Here is a 22227-nt window from a genome sequence, read left to right as displayed (position 1 = left end):
ACGGTTTGTGTTGTTCTGCGCACCGTTTTCGGGCGCGCGTCGGCCACGACGGGCCAACTGGTGCCGACCGGCCCTACTAGGGCGCGGCAGCGGGGGACGGCACGGCTTCGGCGCCGTCCGCGGTGAAGGGCCGCTCGGCGCGGAGCTCCGCGATGGCGGCCTCGAAGTCTTCGAGATCGTCGAAGGCGCGGTAGACCGAGGCGAACCTCAGGTACGCGACCACGTCCAGTTCCTTGAGCGGGCCGAGTATGGCCAGACCCACGTCGTGGGTCGAGAGCTCGGCACTGCCACTGGCCCGGACGCACTCCTCGACCCGCTGGCCGAGCTGGGCCAGCGCGTCCTCGGTGACCGGTCGGCCCTGGCACGCCTTGCGGACGCCGGAGATGACCTTCTCCCGGGAGAACGGTTCGGTGACACCGCTGCGCTTGATGACCATCAGGGTGGCCGTCTCCACCGTGGTGAAGCGGCGACTGCAGTCCGGGCACTGGCGACGACGGCGGATCGAGCTCCCGTCGTCACTGGCGCGGCTGTCCACAACACGGCTGTCCGGGTGCCGGCAGAAGGGGCAATGCATCCCGAGGACTCCCAACCAGGCGTGACAGCAGACCTGGACCACTGTACGCGATAGAGGAGGCTGAACCACAACTTGTGGGCCCAGGCGAGGACACTAGCCACAAGATCTAGGTCTGGACGCTCGCCACGCCGCTGCGGGTCGAGATCTTCACAGGGAGTGAAATAGACTGTCGCCATCGAACATTTAATCGATGTACACCCAAAGCCTTGATCGAGTCAGCCCACTTCGAAATAATTCACTCGAACGTGTGTTTGGCGCAACCTTTCGATAGGTGCACCAGTTGAGTTGGACAAGAGGGAGAACGCCTGTCGAGAAGAGGGGCCGCCATGAACACCGTCGATACCAAGAGCAACTCCATCCCGGTGCAGGAGCGTTCCGAGCGCACCATGGACCAGCAGAGCGTGGACGTCAGCATGAGCCGTAGCGAAGACCAGCGCCTGGCCGGTGCCACGCTGGCCGGTCCGACCGGATCGGGCCGCCTCCCGGACCAGTCGATCGAACACGCCGTCGCCCCGGACTCCCCGCTCGGAGTCGCGACCCCCACCCGCTCGCTCCCCGGCCGTCCCCCCGGCATCCGCACCGACGAAGCCGGGCTGACGGAGCGCCAGCGCCGGGTCATCGAGGTGATCCGGGACTCCGTCCAACGGCGCGGCTACCCGCCGAGCATGCGGGAGATCGGCCAGGCGGTCGGCCTCTCCAGCACCTCCTCCGTCGCCCACCAGCTGATGGCCCTGGAGCGCAAGGGCTTCCTCCGCCGCGACCCGCACCGCCCCCGGGCGTACGAGGTCCGCGGCGTCGAGGTCGCCCGGCCCAACACCGCCGAGGCCGCCGGCCGGCCCTCCACCTCGTACGTCCCGCTGGTCGGCCGGATCGCCGCCGGCGGGCCCATCCTGGCCGAGCAGACGGTCGAGGACGTCTTCCCGCTGCCCCGTCAACTCGTCGGCGACGGCGAGCTGTTCGCGCTGACCGTGCGCGGTGACTCGATGATCGAGGCCGCCATCTGCGACGGCGACTGGGTCACGGTACGCCGCCAGCCGGTCGCCGAGAACGGGGACATCGTGGCCGCGATGATCGACGGCGAGGCCACGGTCAAACGGCTCAAGCGCGAGGACGGCAGGATCTGGCTGATGCCGCACAACCCGGCGTACGAGCCCATCCCCGGGGACAACGCCACCATCCTCGGCAAGGTCGTCGCAGTCCTCCGCCGGCTCTGAACGGCGCCGCCGGCACCACGGCGCAAGCCCTTTCAGCAGGGGCGGGAAGAGCCACCGGAGGCACCGGGCTCTCCCCGCCCCTGCTGAAACGTGCCGTCGCCAGGACAGGTCCTAGGCGCCGCGCTTGGCGACCGGCCGGATCGGCGACGCCGAGGCGTCGATGGCGGCCAGGGAGCGGCGGACCTGGTTGCGGTCCGTGGTGTACCAGAAGTCCGGCATCGAGGATCGGAAGAAGCCGCCGTAGCGGGCCGTGGCCAGCCGTGAGTCGAGCACCGCAACCACACCCCGGTCGTCGGCCGCCCGGACCAGCCGCCCGGCGCCCTGTGCCATCAGCAGCGCGGCGTGGGTGGCCGCCACCGCCATGAAGCCGTTGCCGCCGGCCTGCTCGACCGCCTTCTGACGGGCGCTCATCAGCGGGTCGTCCGGGCGCGGGAACGGGATGCGGTCCATCACCACCAGCTGGCAGGCGGAGCCCGGCACGTCGACGCCCTGCCAGAGCGAGAGCGTGCCGAACAGGCAGGTCTCCGGATCGGACGCGAACTCCCGGATCAGCTCGCCCAGGGTGTCCTCGCCCTGCAGCAGGATCCGGTTGTCGAGCCGGCCGCGCAGCGCCTCGGCGGCCGCCTGCGCGGCCCGCATCGAGGAGAACAGGCCGAGCGTCCGGCCGCCGGCCGCGCCGATCAGCTCGGCCAGCTCGTCGAGCATCTCCGGCCGGTCCGGCTCCCGTCCGGGCTGCGGCAGGTGCTTGGCGACGTACAGGATGCCCTGCTTGCGGTACGAGAACGGCGAGCCGACGTCGATGCCGCGCCAGTACGGCGGGGCGTCCTCACCGAGCTCCGGCTCGGGCTCGTCCGCGCCGCGGGCGTCCGGCAGCCGCCCCTCCGCCGGCAGGCCGACGGAGGCGGCGACGCCGTTGAAGTCGCCGCCCAGCTTGAGGGTGGCGGAGGTCAGCACGACCGAGCGCTCCTTGTAGAGGTTCTCCCGCAGCAGGCCGGAGACACTCAGCGGGGCCACCCGCAGCGAGGCGGGCCCGAGGCCGTAGCGGTCGCTGCGCTCGATCCAGACCACGTCGAACGAGGACCCCTCGAGCAGCCGTTCGGTCGTCTCGTGCAGCGTCTCGGCCGAGGCCATCGCCTGCTTGCGGACCGCGTCCTCGTCGGTGAGCCCCTTGTCCCTGGTCTCGCCGAGCGAGGTGATGATCTGGCGGCAGGCGTCCCGGATCCCCGCGACCGCGTAGACCAGGTACTCGGGCAGTTCCTCGACCCGGCCGGCCTGCGCGGTCTCCATCAGGCCGTGGTAGTTCTCGGCGGCGGCCTGGAGCTGGTCCACCGCCTTCTCGTTGGCCAGCTTGGCTGCCCGCTTGACCGCCCGGTTGACCGCGCCGACCGTCAGCTCGGCGGTGGCCGCGCCGGTCACCCGGTTCACCAGCTCGTGCGCCTCGTCGACGATCAGCATCGCGTGTTCGGGCAGCACCGGCGCGCCCTCGATCGCGTCGATCGCCAGCATCGCGTGGTTGGTGACCACGACGTCCGCCAGCTTGGCCCGCTCACGCGCCTTCTCCGCGAAGCACTCCTGCCCGTAGGCGCACTTGGTCGCGCCCAGGCACTCCTTGGAGGTGACCGAGAGCTGGGCCCAGGCCTTGTCCGAGACACCGGGCGAGAGGTCGTCGCGGTCCCCCGTCTCGGTCTCCTCGGCCCACTCGCGCAGCCGCAGCACGTCCTGGCCGAGCTTGCCGGTGGGACCGCCGAGGGCCTCCACCGGGTCGAACAGGCCCTCACCCTCGTCGCTCGGGGTGCCCTCGTTGGCCCGGTGCAGGCAGAGGTAGTTGGAGCGGCCCTTGAGCATCGCGAACAGCGGCCGGCGGCGCAGCACCGGGTGCAGCGCCTCCACCGTCCGGGGCAAGTCCCGCTCCACCAGCTGGCGTTGCAGCGCCAGGGTGGCGGTGGCGACCACCACCCGGTCGCCGTGGGCGAGGGCGGGCACCAGATAGGCGAGGGACTTACCGGTGCCGGTGCCGGCCTGGACGAGCAGGTGCTCGCCGTGCTCGACGGCGTCGGCGACGGCCTCGGCCATCTGGACCTGGCCGGGGCGCTCAACACCGCCGACGGCGGTGACGGCGGCGTGCAGCAGCTGCGGGACGAGGGCGCGGGAGACGGGCTCCGGGGCCTCGGATGCGCCGGGCAGGGGCTGGGGTGCGGAGTCGTTGGTCATGGCACTCCAACCCTACGGCGCGGGAGTGACAGTCCGGTCTCGCTGGCAGACGGGAGCGCTCGGGCCGCCGGGGTTCAGCGCGTTGTCGACCTGGCCGTACACGGCGGCGTGCGGGCGCTGGGGGCGGTCCCGGTAACCGTCCAGCAGCAGACGGTTGCGGTTGAGGCAGAGCCGGTCGATCCGCGGGGTGAAGAGGTCGAAGAGCTTGAAGCGGTCGGCCAGCTCGGGGAAGCGGCGCTGGTGGGCCAGGATCCGTTCACTCAGCAGGGTCCAGAACTCGTCCTCCGCGACGCCCAGCTGGCGCTCGGCGATCGGGGCGAGGTAGCGGTAGACCCCGATGAACAGGCCGGAGTGCAGGAACTGGCAGAGGTACTCCGGGGGTTGGCGGAGCAGTACGGCCTCCACCTCGGCCGGGAGGTCGGCGAACTCGGGCAGGTCCTGGTCGCTGATGTTGACGTCGTCGACGAAGTCCTTGACGGCCAGGCGCGCCGGGCGGTCGTACTCGTCGAAGACCACGATGGCGTTCTCGCCGTGCGGGGAGAAGACGGTGCCGTACTGATAGAGGAAGTGCAGCAGCGGCGGCACCATCACGGCGAACAGCCGGCGCAGCCAGTCCCGGGCGGGCAGGCCGGAGCGGGCGACCAGTTCGGCGGCCAGGGCGCGGCCGTCGGAGCCGGTCGAGAGCAGCGCGGCCAGGGTGCGGGCCCGCTCGCCGGGTCGCAGCCCCGGCCCCAGCGGTTCGCGCCAGATCGCGCCGAGCAGTTCCTTGTACTGGTAGGGGACTTCGGGCAGTTCGCGGTAGATCGGGTGGTCCACGGTGACCGAGGCGATCTCGCCGAGCAGGATCACCCGGCATTCGTCGCGCAGGAACGGGTCGTTGTCGCGCAGACGGTGGATCCAGGCGGTGACCGCGGGGGCGGCGAGGGTGCGCTCGGTCGGCAGTCCGCGCCAGACCAGGGTGTTGAGGATGGAGAGCGGCAGCTTGACGGTACAGCGCTCGGGGTGGCTGAGGTTGAAGAAGCTGCGGATGGACTGCTGGGGCAGCCGCAGGTCGCCGTCGCCGGGCAGCGGGACGATCAGCCCGGCGGCGATCTGCGGGGCGAACAGCGGAAGGATCACCTCGTCCCACTGCCAGGGGTGGACGGGCAGCAGGTGGTACTCCTCGGCCCGCTCGCCGAGCGGCGCCCGGAGCTCCGCCAGGTTGTCCAGCTCGCTGCGGTACAGGTCGGCGGGGCCCCGGTACTGGGCGAGGCTGCGGTGGACGGCCAGCCAGGGCAGCCGCTTGGGGGTGCGCGCCTCGGGGGCCCACTCGGCGACGTCGCCGGCGGAGAGGCCGATGCGGCCCTTGTTGGGAACGATCCAGGGGTGGCCGGTCTGCCGGCCCTCCAGCTCCGCGTGGCCGAGGTCGGCGAGTTCCGCGGCGGTCAGTTCGGTGGCGAGCTGGCGGGTATCGGCGAGCAGTGTGGCGGTGAGCTCGCGCAGCAGGTGGCCGAGGGTGTCGCCGGTGAGCCCGAGGGTGTGCCGGGCGTGCTGGACGAAGCGCAGCGGGTCCACCCCGGCGGTGGAGGTGATCGATTCCGGGTCGACCTGCCAGCTGCCGTAGGCGCCGCGCCGGGCGGTGTAGCGGTAGTCGGCGGTGGGGAGTTCCAGGCGGTAGCCGTCCGCCTCCGGCGCCGGAGTGATCAGTTCCTCGTACGCGAACTCGCCGAGCATCTTGGCCAGCATCGCCCGGCAGGCCCGCTGCCAGTGCTCCTCGGTGAGCTCGGCCGGCCGGTGGAGCAAGGACCCCTCGCCCCCCGCCCTCCGGGCCTTGGGAGTCCCCCCGGCCGGAGGCTGGCTGGGAGTCCCCCCGGCCGGAGGCTGGGGGATGGGTCCGTCCGGCCGGAGGCCGGGGGACGGGGGCACCCGGCCGATGTCCGGCGAGGAGGGATGGTCAGCGGGTTGGTGTTGCGGCACGGTTCCGCTCCTGGGGTCGGGGAAGGACGGTGGTGGCGGTGGGCGGCGCGAAGCTGGTCCAGGCGGCGCGCTCTGGCAGCTGGTGCACGGTCTTGCCGGCCACGGCGTTGAGGATGACGGCGGCGCGGTGCGCACCGAGGCCGAGGTCGGGGGTGCCGACGCCGTGGGTGTGGAGCTCGGCGTTCTGGACGTAGAGGCCGCCGCTCAGCCGGGGGCCGGTGGCGATCCGGTGGTCGAGGTCGACCCGGTACCGGCCCTGCTCGTCCCAGTCGATCAGTTCGGCGATCGGGTCGAGGGCCGCGGGGCGTTCGGCGCGGTAGCCGGTGGCGAGCACCACGGCGTCGGTGCGGACGGTGTGCTCGGTGCCGGAGTCCGGGTGGCGGCAGAGCAGCTCGAAGCCGCCGCAGGGGCCGGCCAGGGTCTCGGTGACGGCGGTGCCGGGGATGATCTCGACCGGGTCGGCGTCGATCGGGCGGCCGATGGTGCGCTCGTAGAGGTGGTCGTGGATCTCGGCCAGGGTCTCGGCGCTGGCGGCCTTGTGCAACTGCCACTGGGACTGGACCAGGCGGTCGCGGACGGCGGGCGCGAGGGTGTGGAAGTAGCGGGTGTAGTCGGGGGTGAAGTGCTCCAGGCCCAGCTTGGAGTACTCCATGGGGGCGAGCGCCCTGGTCCTGGTGAGCCAGCGCAGTCGGGTGCCGTCGGTTCCCCGGGTGCGCAGCAGGTCGAGGAAGACCTCGGCGCCGGACTGGCCGGAGCCGACGACGGTGATGTCCCGCGCTCCGGCGAGTGAGTGGCGCTTGGCCAGGTAGTCGGCGGAGTGCCAGATCCGGGGGTTGCCGCGCAGCGGGGCGAACGGCTCGGGGTACGCGGGCCGGGTGCCGACGCCGAGGACGACGTTGCGGGCCCGGAAGGGGCCGGCCGAGGTCTCGACCCGGAACAGCTCCTCCTCGGCGGACCAGTGCAGGGCGGTGACGGCGGTGTCGAAGCGGCAGTTGAGCAGGCGTTCGGCGGCCCACCGGCAGTAGTGGTCGTACTCGCGGCGGGTCAGCTGGAAGCGTTCGGCGAAGTAGAAGGGGAAGAGCCGCTGCTGCTGGCGCAGGTAGTTGAGGAAGGACCAGGGGTTGGTGGGGTCGACCAGCGAGACCAGGTCGGCCAGGAACGGGACCTGCATCCGCGCCCCGTCCACCAGCATCCCGGGGTGCCAGCTGAACTCCGCTCTGGCCTCGCAGAACAGCGAGCTGAGGCCGCTGACCTGGTCGGCCAGCGCGGCCAGGGACAGGTTGAACGGGCCGAGGCCGACACCGAGCAGGTCGTACGGCTCGGGCTGCAGGTTGTCCATGGTGTCCAAGGGGGTGTCAGGAGCGGGCGCGGATCATCAGAGCCGCGCGTTTGGTGGGCAGGTCGAGTTCGGCGGTGAGCTCGAACCCGGCGCCGGTGAAGGCCCGGACGGACCTGGCGTTGCGGACGTCCGGTTCGGCCACGACCCGCCGGCAGGCGGGCTCGGCGTCGAGGATGCGGGCGGCGAGCGCGGCCAGCAACACGCTGCCGAGGCCGCGGCCGCGTGCGGTGCCGGCGAGCAGCAGGTGGATGCCGATGTCGTGGTGCCGGGCGGGGTAGTGCTCGGCGAGCGGGTCGAGGTCGGCGCGGTAGATCTCCCAGTAGCTCATCGGGAGGCCGTCCAGCAGGCCCAGGCAGGGGAGGCTGCGGCCGTCGCCGTCGAGCTGGGCGCGCAGGTGCCGCGCGGTGACCTCGGCCGGCCCGTCCAGTTCCCAGAAGTCGGCCACCTCCGGGTCGTTCATCCAGGCGGTCAGCAGCGGCAGGTCCTGCGGCAGCCGGACCGGGCGGAGCCGGAACTCCCCGGCGCCGGTCGCCACCGGCCCCCGGAAGGGGATCCCCTCAAGCCCGCCACGGGCCGCACTCGGGGGCCTCATCGGCTGGCGACCGGGTTGCGGATGCCCACGTACACGGACTGGGTGGCCACCGGGCCGACCAGTTCGTCCATGCCGTTCAGCCGGGTGAGCAGGTTGGCCTTGCAGCGCAGGACGGGCTCGTCCAGCAGCAGTCGCGGCAGGCCCGAACCGGTGGCCGCGGCCCGCTCTCCGGCGAGGAAGCGGCGCAGGGCGGCCAGCAGGACGTCCTCCTCGGCCAGGCCCTGGGAGCCCATGGCGCCGATCAGTCCCAGCACGTGGTTGATGCCGAGGTAGTAGGCGAAACGCTGGTCGACCACCCCGTCGTCGACGAAGGTGTCGCTGTGCGTGCCGATGCCGGGCAGCCGGGCGGCCAGCTTCCCGGCGTGCGAGGCGCGGTAGTAGTAGCCCTGGTTGTCGCGGTAGCGGCCGCCGGCCGGCCAGCCGTCCTCGTCCAGCAGGACCAGGCTGTTCTGCTGGTGTGCTTCCAGGGCGATGCCCGCTCGGCCGTCCAGCCAGAGCACCGGCAGCACCACGGTGTCCAGGTAGCGCAGGAACCACTCGGCGGCCACCGCCTGCACCGGCCGCCCGCTGCGGGCGGCCAGGCCGCGCAGCACGTCGCCCAGCCAGGACGGCAGCGTTCCGCCCGGGCCGAGCGGGCGCTCGGCGACCAGACCGGCCACGCAGAGCACCCGTTCGGCGGGGCCGAAGGGCTGGCTGCGCAGCACCGTGTCCAGGCCGTTGGGATCGCCGAGCGCGGGGAGGTCGACGCCGATCCACGCGGGGTCGCGGACGATGTCGAAGCCGGGGTGCGCGGCGCGCCATTCGGCGCCGAGGCCGCTCTCCAGCAGCCGGTGCACCTCGACGCCCCGGTGCAGTTCCTTGCGCAGGTTCTCCCGGCGGGAGTTGGTGATCCGCAGGCCGAGCGAGAGCTTGAGCATCCAGGGTGCGCCCGGGCGGCAGACGGTGCGGACGGAGGAGGTGGGGTGCCACAACCCGCCGTGTGCGCCGAGGTCGTGGAGCAGTCCGTCGGCCAGCAACCCGGCCACTTCGGGGCGCAGCGCCAACTCCCTCGCCTGCCAGGGGTGCAGCGGCAGCGCGGCGGTGCCGGGCGGCAACAGGCGCTCGTCGCCGAGCAGTTCGGCGGTGAGCTCCTCGGCGGGCCGCCCGGTGGCCGAGTCCGCCGCCAGCAGGTCGCGGTCCACGGCGTACCAGTGCAGCCGGAAGGCGCCGTGCAGTTCGGGCGAGTACGCCGCGCTCTGGGCCGGGCCCAGGCCGTCGCGGCTCTTCGGGGTCGGGTGCAGGGGGTGGCCGAGCAGCAGCGCCTGTTCGGCCTGCAGGAACGGCCAGTCGACGGCCTCGGCGACCCGGCGGCGGTGGGCGAGCACGTCGGCGGTGCGGACCACGGAGTCGGCGACCCGGGCGGCCAGGTCGGCGATCTGTCCGGAGTCGGGGCGGGTGGCGGCGGCGCCGGCGACCAGTGCCGCGAGGGTGACCGCGTCGACGGGGGTGGCCTCACCCTCCAGGGTGGCCGGGTCGAAGCGGTGCCAGCCGCAGGCCGACCAGTACCGTACGGGCGCGGCCAGCCTGGCCGCCCCGCCCAGCACCGGGATCCGCAGCAGCCCGTCGGCCCCGGGCGCCGCCCCGGTCTCCCGGGCCCAGCAGCGCAGCAGGCTCTCCACCGCGGCGTGCTCGGCGGCGGCCGCCGGATCGGGGTGGAGCAGCGGGTCGCTGTCGGTGACCCGGTGGGGGGCGTCGGCGGGTGGGGCTCCGGTGAGGGCGGTGCTCAAGGTTGCTCCTTGGGGCGCATGGGGCTGCGGACGCGAGCGATCGGGGGCGCAGGGGGTCATGGGGGTGCGCGGGGGTGGTGCGGCGCGCTTCCGGCAGGCGACAGGCAAGGGGTACCTATCCCCGACGGGTGATCACAAGATCCACTCACTCGTTCCGGTGAATACCGTCGGATCCCTCATTCCTGGGGGTGACTCGCCGGGCTTGACTGGCCGACAGACCGGTCGGGTCACGGATCAATGACCATCCGTCAGCACTGGCAACCAGGGGGCGGTCGCGTCCGTCATGCTCCGGGGTGGGAAAATCCACAGGGCCCGAGGCGCGTCCGGGGCCGCTGGTCCAGAAGCCACGGGGGGAATGGCTATGTCATCGAAACGTCGTGCGGCCTGTGCGCTGTTCGCCGCGGCGGCCCTGTTCACGGTCGCCGGGTGCGGCGGCGACGGGCCCACGAACACCTCGCCCACACCGGGCGACACGGCGAGCGCGGGCCCCGGCGCCAAGCTGCACCTGCCGTCCGACCTGCCCTCGGGTCTGCTGGACGGGCTGCCGAAGAGCTGGGACGAGCTCAAGAAGTGGAAGTACGACGACTGGGACCGCTGGGCCTCCAAGCACGTCTTCAACAATCCGGTCATCCGGGACCTGTGGAACCCGGACCGGATGAAGAACGCCCAGCCCCAGCAGCCTGAGCCGGTCGCCACCAAGCCCCCGGCCGACTCCGAGGTGACCGACCCCGAGCCGGCTCCGGTCCAGGCGGTGGCGGTGCCCCGCCCCTACACCAGGTATGCGGCCTCCGGGAAGGTCTTCTCGACCGCGCCGGGCGGAGGAACCGGCCAGTGTTCGGCCACCGTCGTCCAGGACCCGGCCCACCCGGGCAGGAGCAACCTGGTCTGGACGGCCGGGCACTGCGTCCACGAGGGCAAGGGCGGCGACTGGTTCAAGAACATCGTCTTCGTCCCGGCCTACAACAGTTCGGGGGCGGCCAGTGCCGGCCACAAGCCCGCTCCGCAGGACGTGGCGCCGCTCGGCATGTGGTGGGCGGACAACGTGATCACCTCGCCGCAGTGGACGGCCGAGGGCGGTCACGGCGGAAGCGCGGCCAACCAGTACGACTTCGCGGTGCTGAAGGTGCACAACCCCGACGGCGACGGCAGGTCGCTGGAGGAGACGGTGGGCACCGCGCTTCCGGTCTGGTTCGACGCGCCGCGTGATCAACTGTCCGTCTCCGCCTGGGGGTACCCGGCTGTGAAGCCCTTCGACGGTCAGGAGCTGGACCGGTGCGACGGCGGGAAGCCGGTCCGGCTCTCCTTCGACCCGCAGCGGCCGCCGATGCTGACCATCGGCTGCACCATGACCGCCGGTTCCAGCGGCGGCGGCTGGTTCGCCACGATGCCGGACGGCCGCCAGGCCCTGGTCAGCAACACCTCGCTCGGCGCCTCGGACCACACCTCGCTCAGTGGCCCCTACCTGGAGAGCGTGGCCAGCCAGGCGCTCGACTACATCAGCAAGAAGTAACCGACGAGCGGGACTTGACCGCTCGGATCAGTATCGGCAAACGGGGAACCTCATGAACACCACCTCTACGCACAGCACAAGCCCGCGCCGCCGCGCCGGGCTGACCGCCGCCGTCGCCACCGTCCTGGTGCTGACCGCGAGCGCCTGCGGTCCGGACAAGAAGGACAGCTCCTCGCAGGCCGTCGCCTCGCCGTCGGTGACCGCGACGGCAACCGCGAGCAAGGGCGGCATCGACCTGTCCAAGGTTCTGCAGAACATCAAGAACTGGAGCGCGGACGACTGGACCAAGTGGGCCGAGCAGCACGGCTTCAAGCCTGAGGTGATCAAGGGCTTCTGGGACCAGGCCAAGATGCAGGCCGCCAAGGGCATGGAGAACCAGGAGGCCGGTGTCCAGTCCAGCCGGACGGCGTCCGACAACGACCCCGCGCCGGCCCCGATCCAGGCCAAGCCGCAGCCGCACCCGTACTCCACCAACACCGCCGTGCTCGGCAAGATCTACATGCAGGTCGACGACCAGGAGGCCGCGGTCTGCTCCGGCACCGTGGTCAGCGACCCGGCCCACCCGGGCAAGAGCAACCTCGTCTGGACGGCGGCCCACTGCCTGCACGGCGGCAAGGGCAAGGACTGGTTCAAGAAGATCAGCTTCATGCCGTCCTTCAACCGCAGCGGCGCCGCCAGCAACGGCAAGACCGGCTCCCAGCAGCAGGTCGTCCCGTACGGCGTGTGGGACGCCGACTACGCCGTCGTCTCGCCGCAGTGGACCGAGGAGGGCGGCGAGCGCGGCGGCCCGGTGAGCCAGTACGACTTCGGGGTCATCCGGGTGCACAACGAGGAGGGCGGCGGCAAGTCGCTGGAGGAGACCGTGGGCGGCTCGATACCGGTCTGGTTCAACGCCCCGCGCAACCAGGTCAGCACGGTCTCCTCGTACGGCTACCCACAGGCCGCGCCGTTCGACGGCCGCGAGCTGGAGCACTGCGACTCCAGCGTCCCGCCGGCCCGACTCTCCTTCGACGCCAGCCGCCCGACCATGTACAACATCGGCTGCACCATGACCGGCGGTGCCAGCGGCGGTGGCTGGTTCGTCGTGAAGGACGGCAAGCCCGCGCTGATCAGCAACAACTCGATCGGCCCGCGCCCGGCGGCCTGGATGGCCGGTCCCTCGCTGGGTGATGAGGCGAAGTCGGTGTTCGACTTCATCAGCAAGCGGCAGGGCTGACAGACACCGAGGGCCCGGGCCCGTCCAAGTGCGGACGGGCCCGGGCCCTCGTCGTCTCTGCCCGCCGCTGTCAGCCCTGGGCGACGACCGCGAAGCGCTCCAGCTCGGCCGCCAGCTCGGCGGAGACCTTGGCGCGCAGCAGCGTCCCGTCACCGGTGTGCTCGGTGCCGAGCAGCTCGCCCTCGGCGTGCACCCGGGAGACCAGATCGCCCCTGGTGTACGGCACCAGGGCCTGAACCTCGATCGCGGGGCGCGGCAGCTCGTCGTCGATCAGCTGCAACAGCTCCGCCATGCCCTGCCCGGTACGGGCCGAGACCACGATGGCGTGCGGCTCGCGGCGCAGCAGCCGCTGCAGCACGAGCGGATCGGCGGCGTCGGCCTTGTTGATCACCACGATCTCCGGCACGTCCTGTGCCTCGACCGATACGATCACCTCTCGGACGGCGGCCAGCTGGGTCTCCGGCTCGGGGTGCGAGCCGTCCACCACGTGCAGGATGAGGTCCGCGTCGGCGACCTCTTCCATGGTCGAGCGGAAGGCCTCGACCAGGTGGTGCGGCAGGTGCCGGACGAAGCCGACGGTGTCGGCCAGGGTGTAGATCCGGCCGCTCGGGGTCTGCGCCCGGCGCACGGTCGGGTCCAGGGTGGCGAACAGCGCGTTCTCCACCAGCACGCCCGCGCCGGTGAGCCGGTTGAGCAGCGAGGACTTGCCCGCGTTGGTGTAGCCCGCGATGGCCACCGAGGGGACCTGGTGACGCTTGCGCTCCTGACGCTTGGTGTCCCGGCCCTTCTTCATCTCGGCAATCTCCTTGCGGAGCTTCGCCATCTTCTCGCGGATCCGGCGGCGGTCCGTCTCGATCTTGGTCTCACCGGGACCACGGGTGGCCATACCACCGCCGGCGGAGCCGGAGCCACCACCACCCATCTGCCGGGAGAGCGACTGACCCCAGCCGCGCAGTCGCGGCAGCATGTACTGCATCTGCGCGAGCGAGACCTGCGCCTTGCCCTCCCGGGACTTGGCGTGCTGGGCGAAGATGTCCAGGATCAGGGCCGTCCGGTCGACGACCTTGACCTTGACGACGTCCTCGAGGTGGATCAGCTGGCCCGGGGTGAGCTCACCGTCGCAGACGACGGTGTCGGCGCCGGTGGCGGCGACGATGTCGCGCAGCTCCTGTGCCTTGCCGGAGCCGATGTAGGTCGCGGCGTCCGGCTTGTCACGGCGCTGGATCACGCCGTCGAGAACCACGGAGCCGGCCGTCTCGGCCAGCGCCGCGAGTTCGGCCAGGGAGTTCTCGGCCTCGTCCGCCGTGCCGTCCGTCCAGACGCCGACGAGAACGACCCGCTCCAGGCGGAGCTGCCGGTACTCGACCTCGGTGACGTCCTGGAGCTCGGTGGAGAGACCGGCGACACGGCGGAGTGCGGCACGCTCGGTGCGGTCGTACTGCTCGCCGTCGAAGTGCTGGTCGAGGTCCTCGTCGATCGCCGCGAGGTCCTCGTCCATGAGGGCTCCCGCCCGCAGGCCGTACAGACGGCTCGCGGACTTGTCGGAATGGTTGCGGCTGTCGAACGTGGAGGTCATCTCATCCTTTGCGTGTCGGGAGGGCCGGTGCGCAGCCCTGCGCACCCCGGAGCCTGCCCAGAAACCCGCCCCTGCTACCGGACGAAGATGATGAGCTACCCCTGCGGGCCACGGTCCGCACCGGCACTACTGCGTACCGGTGAACGCCGTGGACCGGCCGTGAATTCCCCTGAATGGTCGCATGCCCGACCTGGGTGGGTCATCCTCATTTCACCCGGCGGCGCCCGCCCCCGCCCGCTTCATTCCCCCCGGCCGGCCGGGGGGAGCCTCGGCAGCCCCGCCCGGTAGACGTCGTAGACCCCGGAGACCCGCAGCATCGCCCGCATCACCAGCGGCAGTGTCCCGGGGGTCGGCAGCTCGATGGTGTAGGTGTGCCGCACCTGGAGGTCCTGCGGGGGCTCCACGGCGGCCGAGACGATGCCGATGCCCTCCGCCGACATCACCGCCGTCAGGTCGGCGAGCAGCCGGGGCCGGTTCAGCGCCTGGGCCTCCAGGGTGACCCGGAAGCCGCAGGGCGGACAGACCCCCGGCACCCAGTCGGGCACGACCGGGCTGCGGCCGGCCTCCCGCAACCGCTCCCCCGCCGGGCAGCCGACCCGGTGCACCGCGAACGCGCCGCCCCTGATCTCGTACCCGACCACGACGTCCGGCGGCACCGGCGTGCAGCACCGGGCGAGCCGGACCGGTGCGCCCGGACGGCCGGGCACCGCCACCGGGGACCGCTCGCCGCGGGCGGTGACCGGGGCGGGCGGGAACCCCGGCGGGCGCCCCGGGGGCGGACCGGCCGCCGGGGCGGGCTCCGGAGCGGGCTCGCGGGCGCCGGCCGGATGCTCGGCCAGCCAGCGCTCGATGGCGAGCCTGGCGGCCGGCGTTCTGGTGCACTCCAGCCACCCGGGAGCCGGCCCCGAAGGCTCGGCGCCGGGGCCGGGACCGGCCTGCTCGGTGAGGACCGCGACCACGTCGCCGTCCCCGAGCACCGTGGAGAGGGCGACCAGCCGCCCGTTCACCCGGGCACCGAGACAGCGGTGGCCGGTCTCCTCACCGAGCAGGTACGCCGCGTCCACGCAGCTGGCCCCGGCGGGCAGCTGGAGGGTCAGACCGTCCTCGGTGACGGCGGTGATCTCACGGTCGTCGGAGAGGTCGGCGGTGAGGGCTGACCAGAAGGTGTCCGGGTCCGGGGTCTCCTGCTGCCACTCAAGCAGTCTGCTCAGCCAGCCCGGGCGGGCCGGATCCGCCCCGTCCGCCCGCTCGGGCTCGCCGGGCTGGCCGCCGGGGACCAGCGGGTCCCCCAGCGCGACCACGCCGAACTCGGCCACCCGGTGCATCTGCCGCGTCCGCACCAGCACCTCCGCCACCTCGCCGCCGGCCAGCGTCACGGCGGTGTGCAGGGACTGGTAGAGGTTGAACTTCGGCGCCGCGACGAAGTCCTTGAACTCGCCCGGCAGCGGCGTCCAGCAGGTGTGCAGCTCGCCGAGGACGGCGTAGCAGTCGGCGTTCTCCTCGACCGTCACCAGCAGCCGCCCGAAGTCGGCCGGCCGCAGGCCCTGCGGCCGGCCGTCCGGCCCCGCGGCGGCGGCGCGCTTGAGCAGGAACCGGTGCACCGAGACGCAGTGCCTGGCCCGGACGGTGACGCTCGCCGCCACCCCCGACTCGGCCAGCTGCCGGGTGAGCGCCTGGGCGAAGGGCTGGAGCACGGTGTCCGGCTCCGCTTCGTGCGCGGCCACCAGGGCACGGGTGCGGGCGTGCTCCTCCGGGTGCAGGGTGGCGAAGACGATGTCCTCCAACTCGACCTTCAGCACCTGGATTCCGAGCCGCTCGGCCAGCGGGATCAACACGTCCCTGGTGACCTTGGCGATCCTGATCCGGCTGGCGGGCTTCATGTGGCGGATCGTCCGCATGTTGTGCAGCCGGTCGGCCAGCTTGATCACCATGACCCGGACGTCGTCCCCGGTGGCCACCAGCATCTTGCGGAAGGTCTCGGCCTCGGCCGCGGCACCGAAGTCCACCTTCTCCAACTTGGTGACGCCGTCGACCAGATACGCCACCTCGGGGCCGAACTCGGCACTGACCTGGGCGAGTGTCATCTCGGTGTCCTCCACGGTGTCGTGGAGCAGCGAGGCCACCAAGGTGGTGGTACCGGCGCCGAGTTGGGCGAGGATCATCGTCACCGCGAGCGGATGCGTGATGAACGGCTCACCGCTCTTGCGGAGTTGGCCCCGATGGCTGGCCTCGGCCGTGCGGTAGGCGCGGCTGAGCAGGGTCAGGTCGGCGTGCGGGTGGTGACGGCGGTGCGCCTCCACGATCGGCTCGATCGCGTCGGGGACCGGCGTGCGGCCGGTGGCCAGCAGGGCGGCCCGGCCGGCCCGGCCCAGCGCGGCGCGGCCGAACGAGGCCCGGCCGGCCCGGGCGGGCGGGCCCGCGGGCGCGCCGTGGCTGTCGATGACGGGTTGGCCGAGCGGGGATGGGCCGACTGCTGGTTGACCGGTCAGGGGTCGGCCTGCGTCGATGGTCATCTGCACCTCCGGCAGCGATCACCGGAGCGGCTCCCGACCCCGGTGGTCCATGCTACCGAGCACAACACGTTCCGCGATGCCCTGCTTCCCACCCGTCACCGAGATCACCCGATCGGGCGGATTCGGCTACCCCGCTACGGGGCAAAGCGAAGCGCCCGCAGGAACACGGCGCGCCGCCGCCCGGCGTCCCGCTCGGTTCCCCTGCGGCGGTGCGTTCCGGCCCGTGGTGAGCTGCGGAGGTGCCGGGGCACCCGGGCAGCCCTCCGAGCCGGAGGACCCACCCGCAAGGAACTCACCGCCGCCCCCGCGAGCCCTCAGCGGAGCGGAAGCACGCCGAGCCAGGCCGGGTCGATGGTGCCGGCGGCGACGATCTCCGCGGGGCCGGTCATCTCGACCCGGCCGTCCGGGTGCTCGGTGATGACCAGGCTGCCGCCCGGGAGGTCCACGGTGTAGGAGACCGCCTCGCCGGTGACCGCCGGGTCGAGCCCGTCCCGCCGTGCCGCTGCGACCGCGACGGCGCAGGCTCCGGTGCCGCAGGAGAGCGTCTCCCCCGACCCCCGCTCGTGCACCCGCATCGCGACGTGCCGCGGCCCCCGGTCCACCACGAACTCGACGTTGACGCCCTCGGGGTACGCGCTCCCGGGTGTGGTGCGCGGCGCCGTCCGCAGTTCGCCCGCCTGCGCGAGGTCGTCGACGAAGGCGACGGCGTGCGGATTGCCCATGTTCACGTTCCGCGCGGGCCAGCTGCGGTCGCCGACCGAGACCTCGATCCCGTCCGGCCCCGGCAGCAGCGCGCGGCCCATGTCCACGGTGACCGCGCCCGGCGTCCCGTCGACGCCGTCCTCGGCGATGACCGCCCGCCGCACCCCGGCCCGGGTCGCGACCGCGATCGGGCCCGGCTCGACCAGCCCCGCGTGCACCAGGTAGCGCGCGAAGACCCGGACGCCGTTGCCGCACATCTCGGCGATCGAGCCGTCGGAGTTGCGGTAGTCCATGAACCACTCGGCCTGGTCCGCCTGCCCGGCGGCCGCCGGGTCGGCGGCGGAGCGCACCACGCGCAGCAGCCCGTCGCCGCCGATGCCGGCCCGGCGGTCGCACAGCCGGGCGACGACGTCCGGGCCCAGGTCCAGCAGGCCGTCCGGGTCGGGGACGATCACGAAGTCGTTCTGGGTGCCGTGGCCCTTGAGGAAGGGCAGGCCCGTCGCGGTAGCACTCACAGTGCCGATGGTACTGACCGCCCACGCGGCCCGGTCACCGTGTCCGGCCGGTGGGCCGGCCCTCGGCTCAGCCGCTGAGGCGGACGACCCGCCAGACCGCCAGCACCACGGAGACGATCGCGATCAGGGTGTAGACCGCGATGGCCCGGCGGCTGGCCCGCTGCCCGGTTCCCCGGCGCGGCAGCCCCGGCCACTTGTACCCGGCGACCCTGGCCGCCATCGCGCCCCAACCGACCGAGGCGGCGGTGAGCAGCAGCCCGAGCATCCCGATCATGGCCGAGGCGTTGTCACTCGAACCGAAGGCGAGCGGGAAGGCGAACATCAGCGAGCCGAGGGTGGCGACCAGGGCGATCGGCAGGATCTGCCACCAGCGCAGCCTGCGCCGCGGCCGGATCTCCCGCTCGTGCACCACACCGGGCACCGCCAGGTCCCCGATCGCGGGCACGGCGACTGCGTACGAGGTGGTGGGTACGGCGAGCTCGGGCAGCGTGATCTCGGCGCTGTCTTCGGCGTCGTTCGGCAGCTGCTCGATCTCGGGGCCGGTACCCGGCGACACGCCGCCTCCCCTGACGGTTCGACACGAGCTCACGGACTCGTGAACGGTGAGGTCGGCCCACGCGACTGACCCCATATGCCCTCGATGATGGCATGTCCAGAGGTGGGCACAGGGCGTCCCGAGGGGTCGGCGGGTGATCCGTGGCCAGGACGTGATGAGGCCGTAACCCCGAGTTCGCCATGCACATGCAGGTGCATCCCCCGGTGGCCGGAATCCGGCGGTCCTGAGGCCGGATCAGACCACCGGTGACACCGGCCTCAGCCGGCGATCAGTTCCAGCGACCGTCCGAGCAGCTCGACCGGATCGGCACCGGCGGGACGGTCCAGCCAGTGGATCCGCTCGTCCCGGCGGAACCAGGACTCCTGGCGGCGGGCGAACCGCCTGGTGGCCCGGACGGTCTCGGCACGCGCCTCGTCCTCGGTGCACTCGCCGGCGAAGTGGTCCAGCACCTGCTGGTACCCGAGCGCCCGGCTGGCCGTACGGCCCTCGCGCAGCCCGAGCTTCTCCAGCTCCCGCACTTCGTCAAGGAGTCCGGCCGCCCACATCCGGTCAACCCGCAGCGCGATCCGTTCGTCCAACTCGGGACGCGGCACCCGGACCCCGATCTGCACCGTCTCGTACACCGACCGGTGGCCCGGCAGACTGGCCGTGAACGGGCGGCCGGTGATCTCGATGACCTCCAGCGCCCGGACGATCCGGCGGCCGTTGCTCGGCAGGATCGCCTCGGCGGCGACCGGGTCGAGCTCGGCGAGCCGGCGGTGCAGCAGGCCGGATCCGTGCTCGTCCAGCTCCTGCTCCAGCCCGGCCCGCACCCCGGCGTCGGTGCCCGGGAACTCCATCTCGTCGATCGCCGCCCGGACGTACAGCCCCGAGCCGCCGACCAGCACCGGGGTCCGTCCGGCCGCGAGCAGCCGGTCGATCTCGGCTCGGGCGAGGCGCTGGTACTCGGCGACGCTGGCGCCCTCGGTGACCTCCCAGATGTCCAGCAGGTGGTGCGGAACGCCGCCGCGCTCGGCCTCGGTGAGTTTGGCCGTCCCGATGTCCATCCCCCGGTACAGCTGCATGGAGTCGGTGTTGATCACCTCGCCGTCGAGGCTGCGGGCGATGGCGACCGCCAGGTCCGACTTTCCGGCGGCGGTCGCGCCGACCACGGAGACGACGCGGGGAGGATTGACACGGGAGCTGCTCACGGTCCAAGTCTCGCAAAGTCGGCCGGGACACCGTGCGCCGGTACTGGAGATCGTTCCGGAGAACAACGAGGGTGTCCCCGACGTTGAACCTTTCGGAACAGCCGACCCACCAGGAGAGCGAGACTGCCATGGGCCTGATGGACACCCTCAAGAGCAGGGCCGACGAGCTCAAGGAGAAGGCCAGCGAGCTCGCGGGTAAGCACAACGAGACGATCGACCACATGGTGGAGAAGGCCGGCGAGGCCGTCGACAAGGCGACCAAGCACAGGTACACCGACAAGATCGAGCACGGCACGGCCAAGACCAAGGAGGTCGTGGACAGCTTCGCCGCCAAGCCCAGGGACGAGTCCTCCGCGGAGGAGGACCGGCCGCCGGCCGGCTGACCGGTTCCGGTCGTGGACCGGCGCCGTGCGGTCAGCCCCGGTGCGGTACGGCCCCGGGCGCGGCGGTCAGCACCAGGACGCCACGAAGTAGCCGACCCCGTACGGCGCTTCGGCGTACCGCAGCCGCCCGCCGAGCCCGGCGTCCTCGGCTGCTCCCGCCAGGACCTGCCAGGGCGCGCGGCCGTCCGCCAGCAGCTCGGCAGCGAGCTTCGGGTCGAGGGCGGCCAGCGCCTCGGTGTCGGCGGCACCCAGGGCGCGGGCGGCGTCCGCGTCGAAGCCCTCGGCGCGCTCGTCCAGATAGCCGGGTGCCTTGACCGAACGGCAGGCGCTGCCGTCGCCCAGCACCAGCAGGCCCACCCGGTCCGCGAGGTCGGCCAGCCCCTTGCCCAGGCTCAGCATCCGGGTGGGCGGGGCGTCGGCGGGCACCGCGCAGGCGTGTGTGGGCAGCGCGGCACCGGCCTCGGTCAGCAGCCAGGCGCCGAGCGTCAGCGAGGGGGCGAGCGGCGGTCCGTCGACGCCGCCGGAGGGCAGCCGGACGGCCAGGTCCACGCCGTACCGGTGGAACGAGCCCGCGCCGCCCTCGGTCCAGACCTGGGCCCGCGGGCCGGTCCCGACCACCACCAGCAGCTCGGCCCCGGAGTCGAGCAGTTCCCGCACCGCCTCCGCGCAGGCGGTGCGCAGCACCTCCAGTTCGGGCGCGGCACCGGCGGCCACTTCCGGTACGAGCATCGGGGGGCAGGGGCAGACGGCGGCGGCAACCAGCATGTCGATCACTCTAGACCGCGACCGCATGCACCGAGGGGCGCGGTCGGCGGACCGCGCCCCTCGACAGCCGTCCTACGGACGCCTCAGCAGGTGCTGCACCCGCCGCTGGGCGCGGCCGGTGCGGCCGGCACACCGATCGTCGGCAGACCGAGCATCACCCCGGCCGGCTTCGCCGCCGGCGCGGCCTGCCGCTTCTCCCACGCGTCCCCCGCACGGGTGCGGCGCACGGAGAGCACCGGCCCCTCGGCGAGCAGGTGGTGCGGGGCCGCGTAGCTGATCTCGACCGTGACCATGTCACCGGGCCGTACCGGCTCCGCCGGCCGGGTGAAGTGCACCAGCCGGTTGTCGGGGGCGCGGCCGGAGAGCCGGTCGGTCTTGTCGTCCTTCTTGCCCTCGCCCTCGGCGACCAGGATCTCCAGGGTGCGGCCGACCTGCTTCTTGTTCTCCTCCCAGGAGATCTCCTCCTGGAGCGCGATCAGCCGGTCGTAGCGCGCCTGCACCACGGCCTTGGGGATCTGGTCCTCCATCTCGGCGGCGGGGGTGCCGGGCCGCTTGGAGTACTGGAAGGTGAAGGCGTTGGTGAACCTGGCCTCGCGGACCACGTGCAGGGTCTGCTCGAAGTCCTCCTCGGTCTCACCGGGGAAGCCCACGATGATGTCGGTCGAGATCGCGGCGTCCGGCATCGCCTCGCGGACCGATCTGATGATCCCAAGGAAGCGCTCCTGCCGGTAGGAACGGCGCATCGCCCGCAGCACGGTGTCCGAGCCGGACTGCAGCGGCATGTGCAGTTGGTGCATCACGTTCGGGGTCTCGGCCATCGCGGCGATCACGTCGTCGGTGAAGTCGCGCGGGTGCGGCGAGGTGAAGCGGACCCGCTCCAGGCCCTCGATCTGCCCACAGGCGCGCAACAGCTTGGAGAACGCCTCCCGGTCGCCCAGGTCGGAGCCGTACGCGTTGACGTTCTGGCCGAGCAGGGTGACCTCGACGACGCCCTCGGCGACCAGCGCCTCGATCTCGGCGAGGATGTCGCCGGGACGGCGGTCCTCCTCCTTGCCGCGCAGTGCGGGCACGATGCAGAAGGTGCAGGTGTTGTTGCAGCCGACCGAGATGGCGACCCAGGCGGCGTAGGCGGACTCGCGGCGGGTGGGCAGCGTGGAGGGGAAGGTCTCCAGCGACTCCAGGATCTCGACCTGGGCCTTCTTCTCCACCGCCGCGCGCTCCAGCAGCGCGGGCAGGTGGCCGATGTTGTGGGTGCCGAAGACCACGTCGACCCACGGTGCCTTCTGCACGATGGAGTCGCGGTCCTTCTGCGCCAGGCAGCCGCCGACGGCGATCTGCATTCCCTTGTGGCGGTTCTTGACGGGCGCCAGCTGGCCGAGGTTGCCGTACAACTTGTTGTCGGCGTTCTCGCGCACCGCGCAGGTGTTGAAGACGACCAGGTCAGGGTCGCCACCGCCCTGCTCGGCCTTGACGTATCCGGCGTCCTCCAGCAGTCCGGCGAGGCGCTCGGAGTCGTGGACGTTCATCTGGCAGCCGTACGTGACGACCTTGTAGCTCTTCGGTTCCTGGCTCGTACCCACGGACCCAAGGGTACGAGACCGCAGTCCACCCGCGTGAACCTCTCCCGATCATGGCCCAGTCCTGGCAGG

The 22227-nt window shown here is 72.4% G+C and carries 17 protein-coding genes; 4 read left to right on the top strand and 13 right to left on the bottom strand.

Annotated features, from left to right (window positions below; all coding sequences use genetic code 11):
• Nucleotides 1-76: 76 nt before the first annotated feature.
• Nucleotides 77-574: a transcriptional regulator NrdR gene (gene nrdR / locus ACWDAK_RS16530; protein WP_344638558.1), complete on the bottom strand. Its 498-nt coding sequence runs from the start codon at nt 572-574 to the stop codon at nt 77-79.
• A gap of 413 nt (nt 575-987) precedes the next feature.
• Between nrdR and lexA the strand changes: the two genes are divergently transcribed.
• Nucleotides 988-1788, top strand: coding sequence for a transcriptional repressor LexA (gene lexA, locus ACWDAK_RS16525; protein ID WP_449806476.1), 801 nt, complete (start codon nt 988-990; stop codon nt 1786-1788).
• A gap of 111 nt (nt 1789-1899) precedes the next feature.
• Here the strand turns inward: lexA and ACWDAK_RS16520 are convergent, their stop codons facing one another.
• The 5 genes from ACWDAK_RS16520 to ACWDAK_RS16500 form a co-directional block, all read right to left on the bottom strand.
• The gene (locus tag ACWDAK_RS16520; RefSeq protein WP_344638556.1) at nt 1900-3999 is read right to left on the bottom strand and encodes an ATP-dependent DNA helicase; all 2100 of its coding nucleotides are present in this window, start codon (nt 3997-3999) and stop codon (nt 1900-1902) included.
• A 12-nt stretch (nt 4000-4011) separates the two neighbouring features.
• Nucleotides 4012-5724 carry an IucA/IucC family protein gene (locus ACWDAK_RS16515; protein WP_344638617.1) on the bottom strand — a complete coding sequence of 571 codons (1713 nt, stop codon included), beginning with the start codon at nt 5722-5724 and terminating at the stop codon, nt 4012-4014.
• Nucleotides 5725-5932: 208 nt separating this feature from the next.
• A complete protein-coding gene (locus tag ACWDAK_RS16510) occupies nt 5933-7294 on the bottom strand; it encodes a lysine N(6)-hydroxylase/L-ornithine N(5)-oxygenase family protein (RefSeq protein WP_344638555.1) in 1362 nt (453 codons plus the stop codon).
• A gap of 16 nt (nt 7295-7310) precedes the next feature.
• Nucleotides 7311-7991, bottom strand: coding sequence for a GNAT family N-acetyltransferase (locus ACWDAK_RS16505; protein ID WP_344638616.1), 681 nt, complete (start codon nt 7989-7991; stop codon nt 7311-7313).
• Nucleotides 7883-9652, bottom strand: coding sequence for an IucA/IucC family protein (locus tag ACWDAK_RS16500; protein WP_427393769.1), 1770 nt, complete (start codon nt 9650-9652; stop codon nt 7883-7885). Before ACWDAK_RS16500 ends, ACWDAK_RS16505 begins: the two co-directional genes overlap by 109 nt.
• A 361-nt stretch (nt 9653-10013) precedes the next feature.
• On the opposite strand from ACWDAK_RS16500, the gene ACWDAK_RS16495 reads away from it, so the two are divergent.
• Entirely contained in the window at nt 10014-11162 is a 1149-nt protein-coding gene (locus ACWDAK_RS16495; RefSeq protein WP_344638553.1) for a trypsin-like serine peptidase, read from the top strand.
• Between the two features lie 52 nt (nt 11163-11214).
• A complete protein-coding gene (locus ACWDAK_RS16490; RefSeq protein WP_344638552.1) occupies nt 11215-12378 on the top strand; it encodes a trypsin-like serine peptidase in 1164 nt (387 codons plus the stop codon).
• 70 nt (nt 12379-12448) lie between these two features.
• On the opposite strand, the gene hflX is transcribed toward ACWDAK_RS16490, so the two are convergent.
• The 5 genes from hflX to miaA all read right to left on the bottom strand — a co-directional run bounded on the left by hflX (nt 12449) and on the right by miaA (nt 19430).
• On the bottom strand, nt 12449-13954 hold the full coding sequence (hflX, locus tag ACWDAK_RS16485; RefSeq protein WP_427393770.1) for a GTPase HflX: 1506 nt from the start codon (nt 13952-13954) through the stop codon (nt 12449-12451).
• Between the two features lie 239 nt (nt 13955-14193).
• A complete protein-coding gene (locus ACWDAK_RS16480) occupies nt 14194-16467 on the bottom strand; it encodes a RelA/SpoT family protein (RefSeq protein WP_427393771.1) in 2274 nt (757 codons plus the stop codon).
• Between the two features lie 314 nt (nt 16468-16781).
• A complete protein-coding gene (gene dapF, locus ACWDAK_RS16475) occupies nt 16782-17693 on the bottom strand; it encodes a diaminopimelate epimerase (RefSeq protein ID WP_425557752.1) in 912 nt (303 codons plus the stop codon).
• A gap of 58 nt (nt 17694-17751) precedes the next feature.
• Complete coding sequence (locus ACWDAK_RS16470) at nt 17752-18240, bottom strand: hypothetical protein (protein WP_344638548.1); 489 nt, start codon at nt 18238-18240, stop codon at nt 17752-17754.
• Between the two features lie 257 nt (nt 18241-18497).
• A complete protein-coding gene (miaA, locus tag ACWDAK_RS16465; RefSeq protein WP_344638547.1) occupies nt 18498-19430 on the bottom strand; it encodes a tRNA (adenosine(37)-N6)-dimethylallyltransferase MiaA in 933 nt (310 codons plus the stop codon).
• A gap of 83 nt (nt 19431-19513) precedes the next feature.
• Between miaA and ACWDAK_RS16460 the strand changes: the two genes are divergently transcribed.
• A complete protein-coding gene (locus ACWDAK_RS16460) occupies nt 19514-19813 on the top strand; it encodes an antitoxin (RefSeq protein WP_344638546.1) in 300 nt (99 codons plus the stop codon).
• Between the two features lie 66 nt (nt 19814-19879).
• On the opposite strand, the gene ACWDAK_RS16455 is transcribed toward ACWDAK_RS16460, so the two are convergent.
• Both ACWDAK_RS16455 and miaB read right to left on the bottom strand, forming a co-directional pair.
• Nucleotides 19880-20578: a class III extradiol dioxygenase subunit B-like domain-containing protein gene (locus tag ACWDAK_RS16455; protein ID WP_344638545.1), complete on the bottom strand. Its 699-nt coding sequence runs from the start codon at nt 20576-20578 to the stop codon at nt 19880-19882.
• An 83-nt stretch (nt 20579-20661) separates the two neighbouring features.
• Nucleotides 20662-22158: a tRNA (N6-isopentenyl adenosine(37)-C2)-methylthiotransferase MiaB gene (miaB, locus tag ACWDAK_RS16450; protein WP_344638544.1), complete on the bottom strand. Its 1497-nt coding sequence runs from the start codon at nt 22156-22158 to the stop codon at nt 20662-20664.
• Nucleotides 22159-22227 lie beyond the last annotated feature (69 nt).

The sequence above is a fragment of the Kitasatospora sp. NPDC001175 genome (genome assembly GCF_053598215.1).
The sequence above is the reverse complement of the archived record's forward strand: the minus strand, read 5'-3'. Positions and strand labels throughout refer to the sequence as shown.

What these genes read in the sequence shown, in the direction of transcription:
- nrdR (WP_344638558.1), bottom strand. Translation starts at nt 574, where the DNA reads ATGCATTGCCCCTTCTGCCGGCACCCGGACAGCCGTGTTGTGGACAGC.
- lexA (WP_449806476.1), top strand. Translation starts at nt 988, where the DNA reads ATGAGCCGTAGCGAAGACCAGCGCCTGGCCGGTGCCACGCTGGCCGGT.
- ACWDAK_RS16520 (WP_344638556.1), bottom strand. Translation starts at nt 3,999, where the DNA reads ATGACCAACGACTCCGCACCCCAGCCCCTGCCCGGCGCATCCGAGGCC.
- ACWDAK_RS16515 (WP_344638617.1), bottom strand. Translation starts at nt 5,724, where the DNA reads ATGCTGGCCAAGATGCTCGGCGAGTTCGCGTACGAGGAACTGATCACT.
- ACWDAK_RS16510 (WP_344638555.1), bottom strand. Translation starts at nt 7,294, where the DNA reads ATGGACAACCTGCAGCCCGAGCCGTACGACCTGCTCGGTGTCGGCCTC.
- ACWDAK_RS16495 (WP_344638553.1), top strand. Translation starts at nt 10,014, where the DNA reads ATGTCATCGAAACGTCGTGCGGCCTGTGCGCTGTTCGCCGCGGCGGCC.
- ACWDAK_RS16490 (WP_344638552.1), top strand. Translation starts at nt 11,215, where the DNA reads ATGAACACCACCTCTACGCACAGCACAAGCCCGCGCCGCCGCGCCGGG.
- hflX (WP_427393770.1), bottom strand. Translation starts at nt 13,954, where the DNA reads ATGACCTCCACGTTCGACAGCCGCAACCATTCCGACAAGTCCGCGAGC.
- ACWDAK_RS16480 (WP_427393771.1), bottom strand. Translation starts at nt 16,467, where the DNA reads ATGACCATCGACGCAGGCCGACCCCTGACCGGTCAACCAGCAGTCGGC.
- ACWDAK_RS16455 (WP_344638545.1), bottom strand. Translation starts at nt 20,578, where the DNA reads ATGCTGGTTGCCGCCGCCGTCTGCCCCTGCCCCCCGATGCTCGTACCG.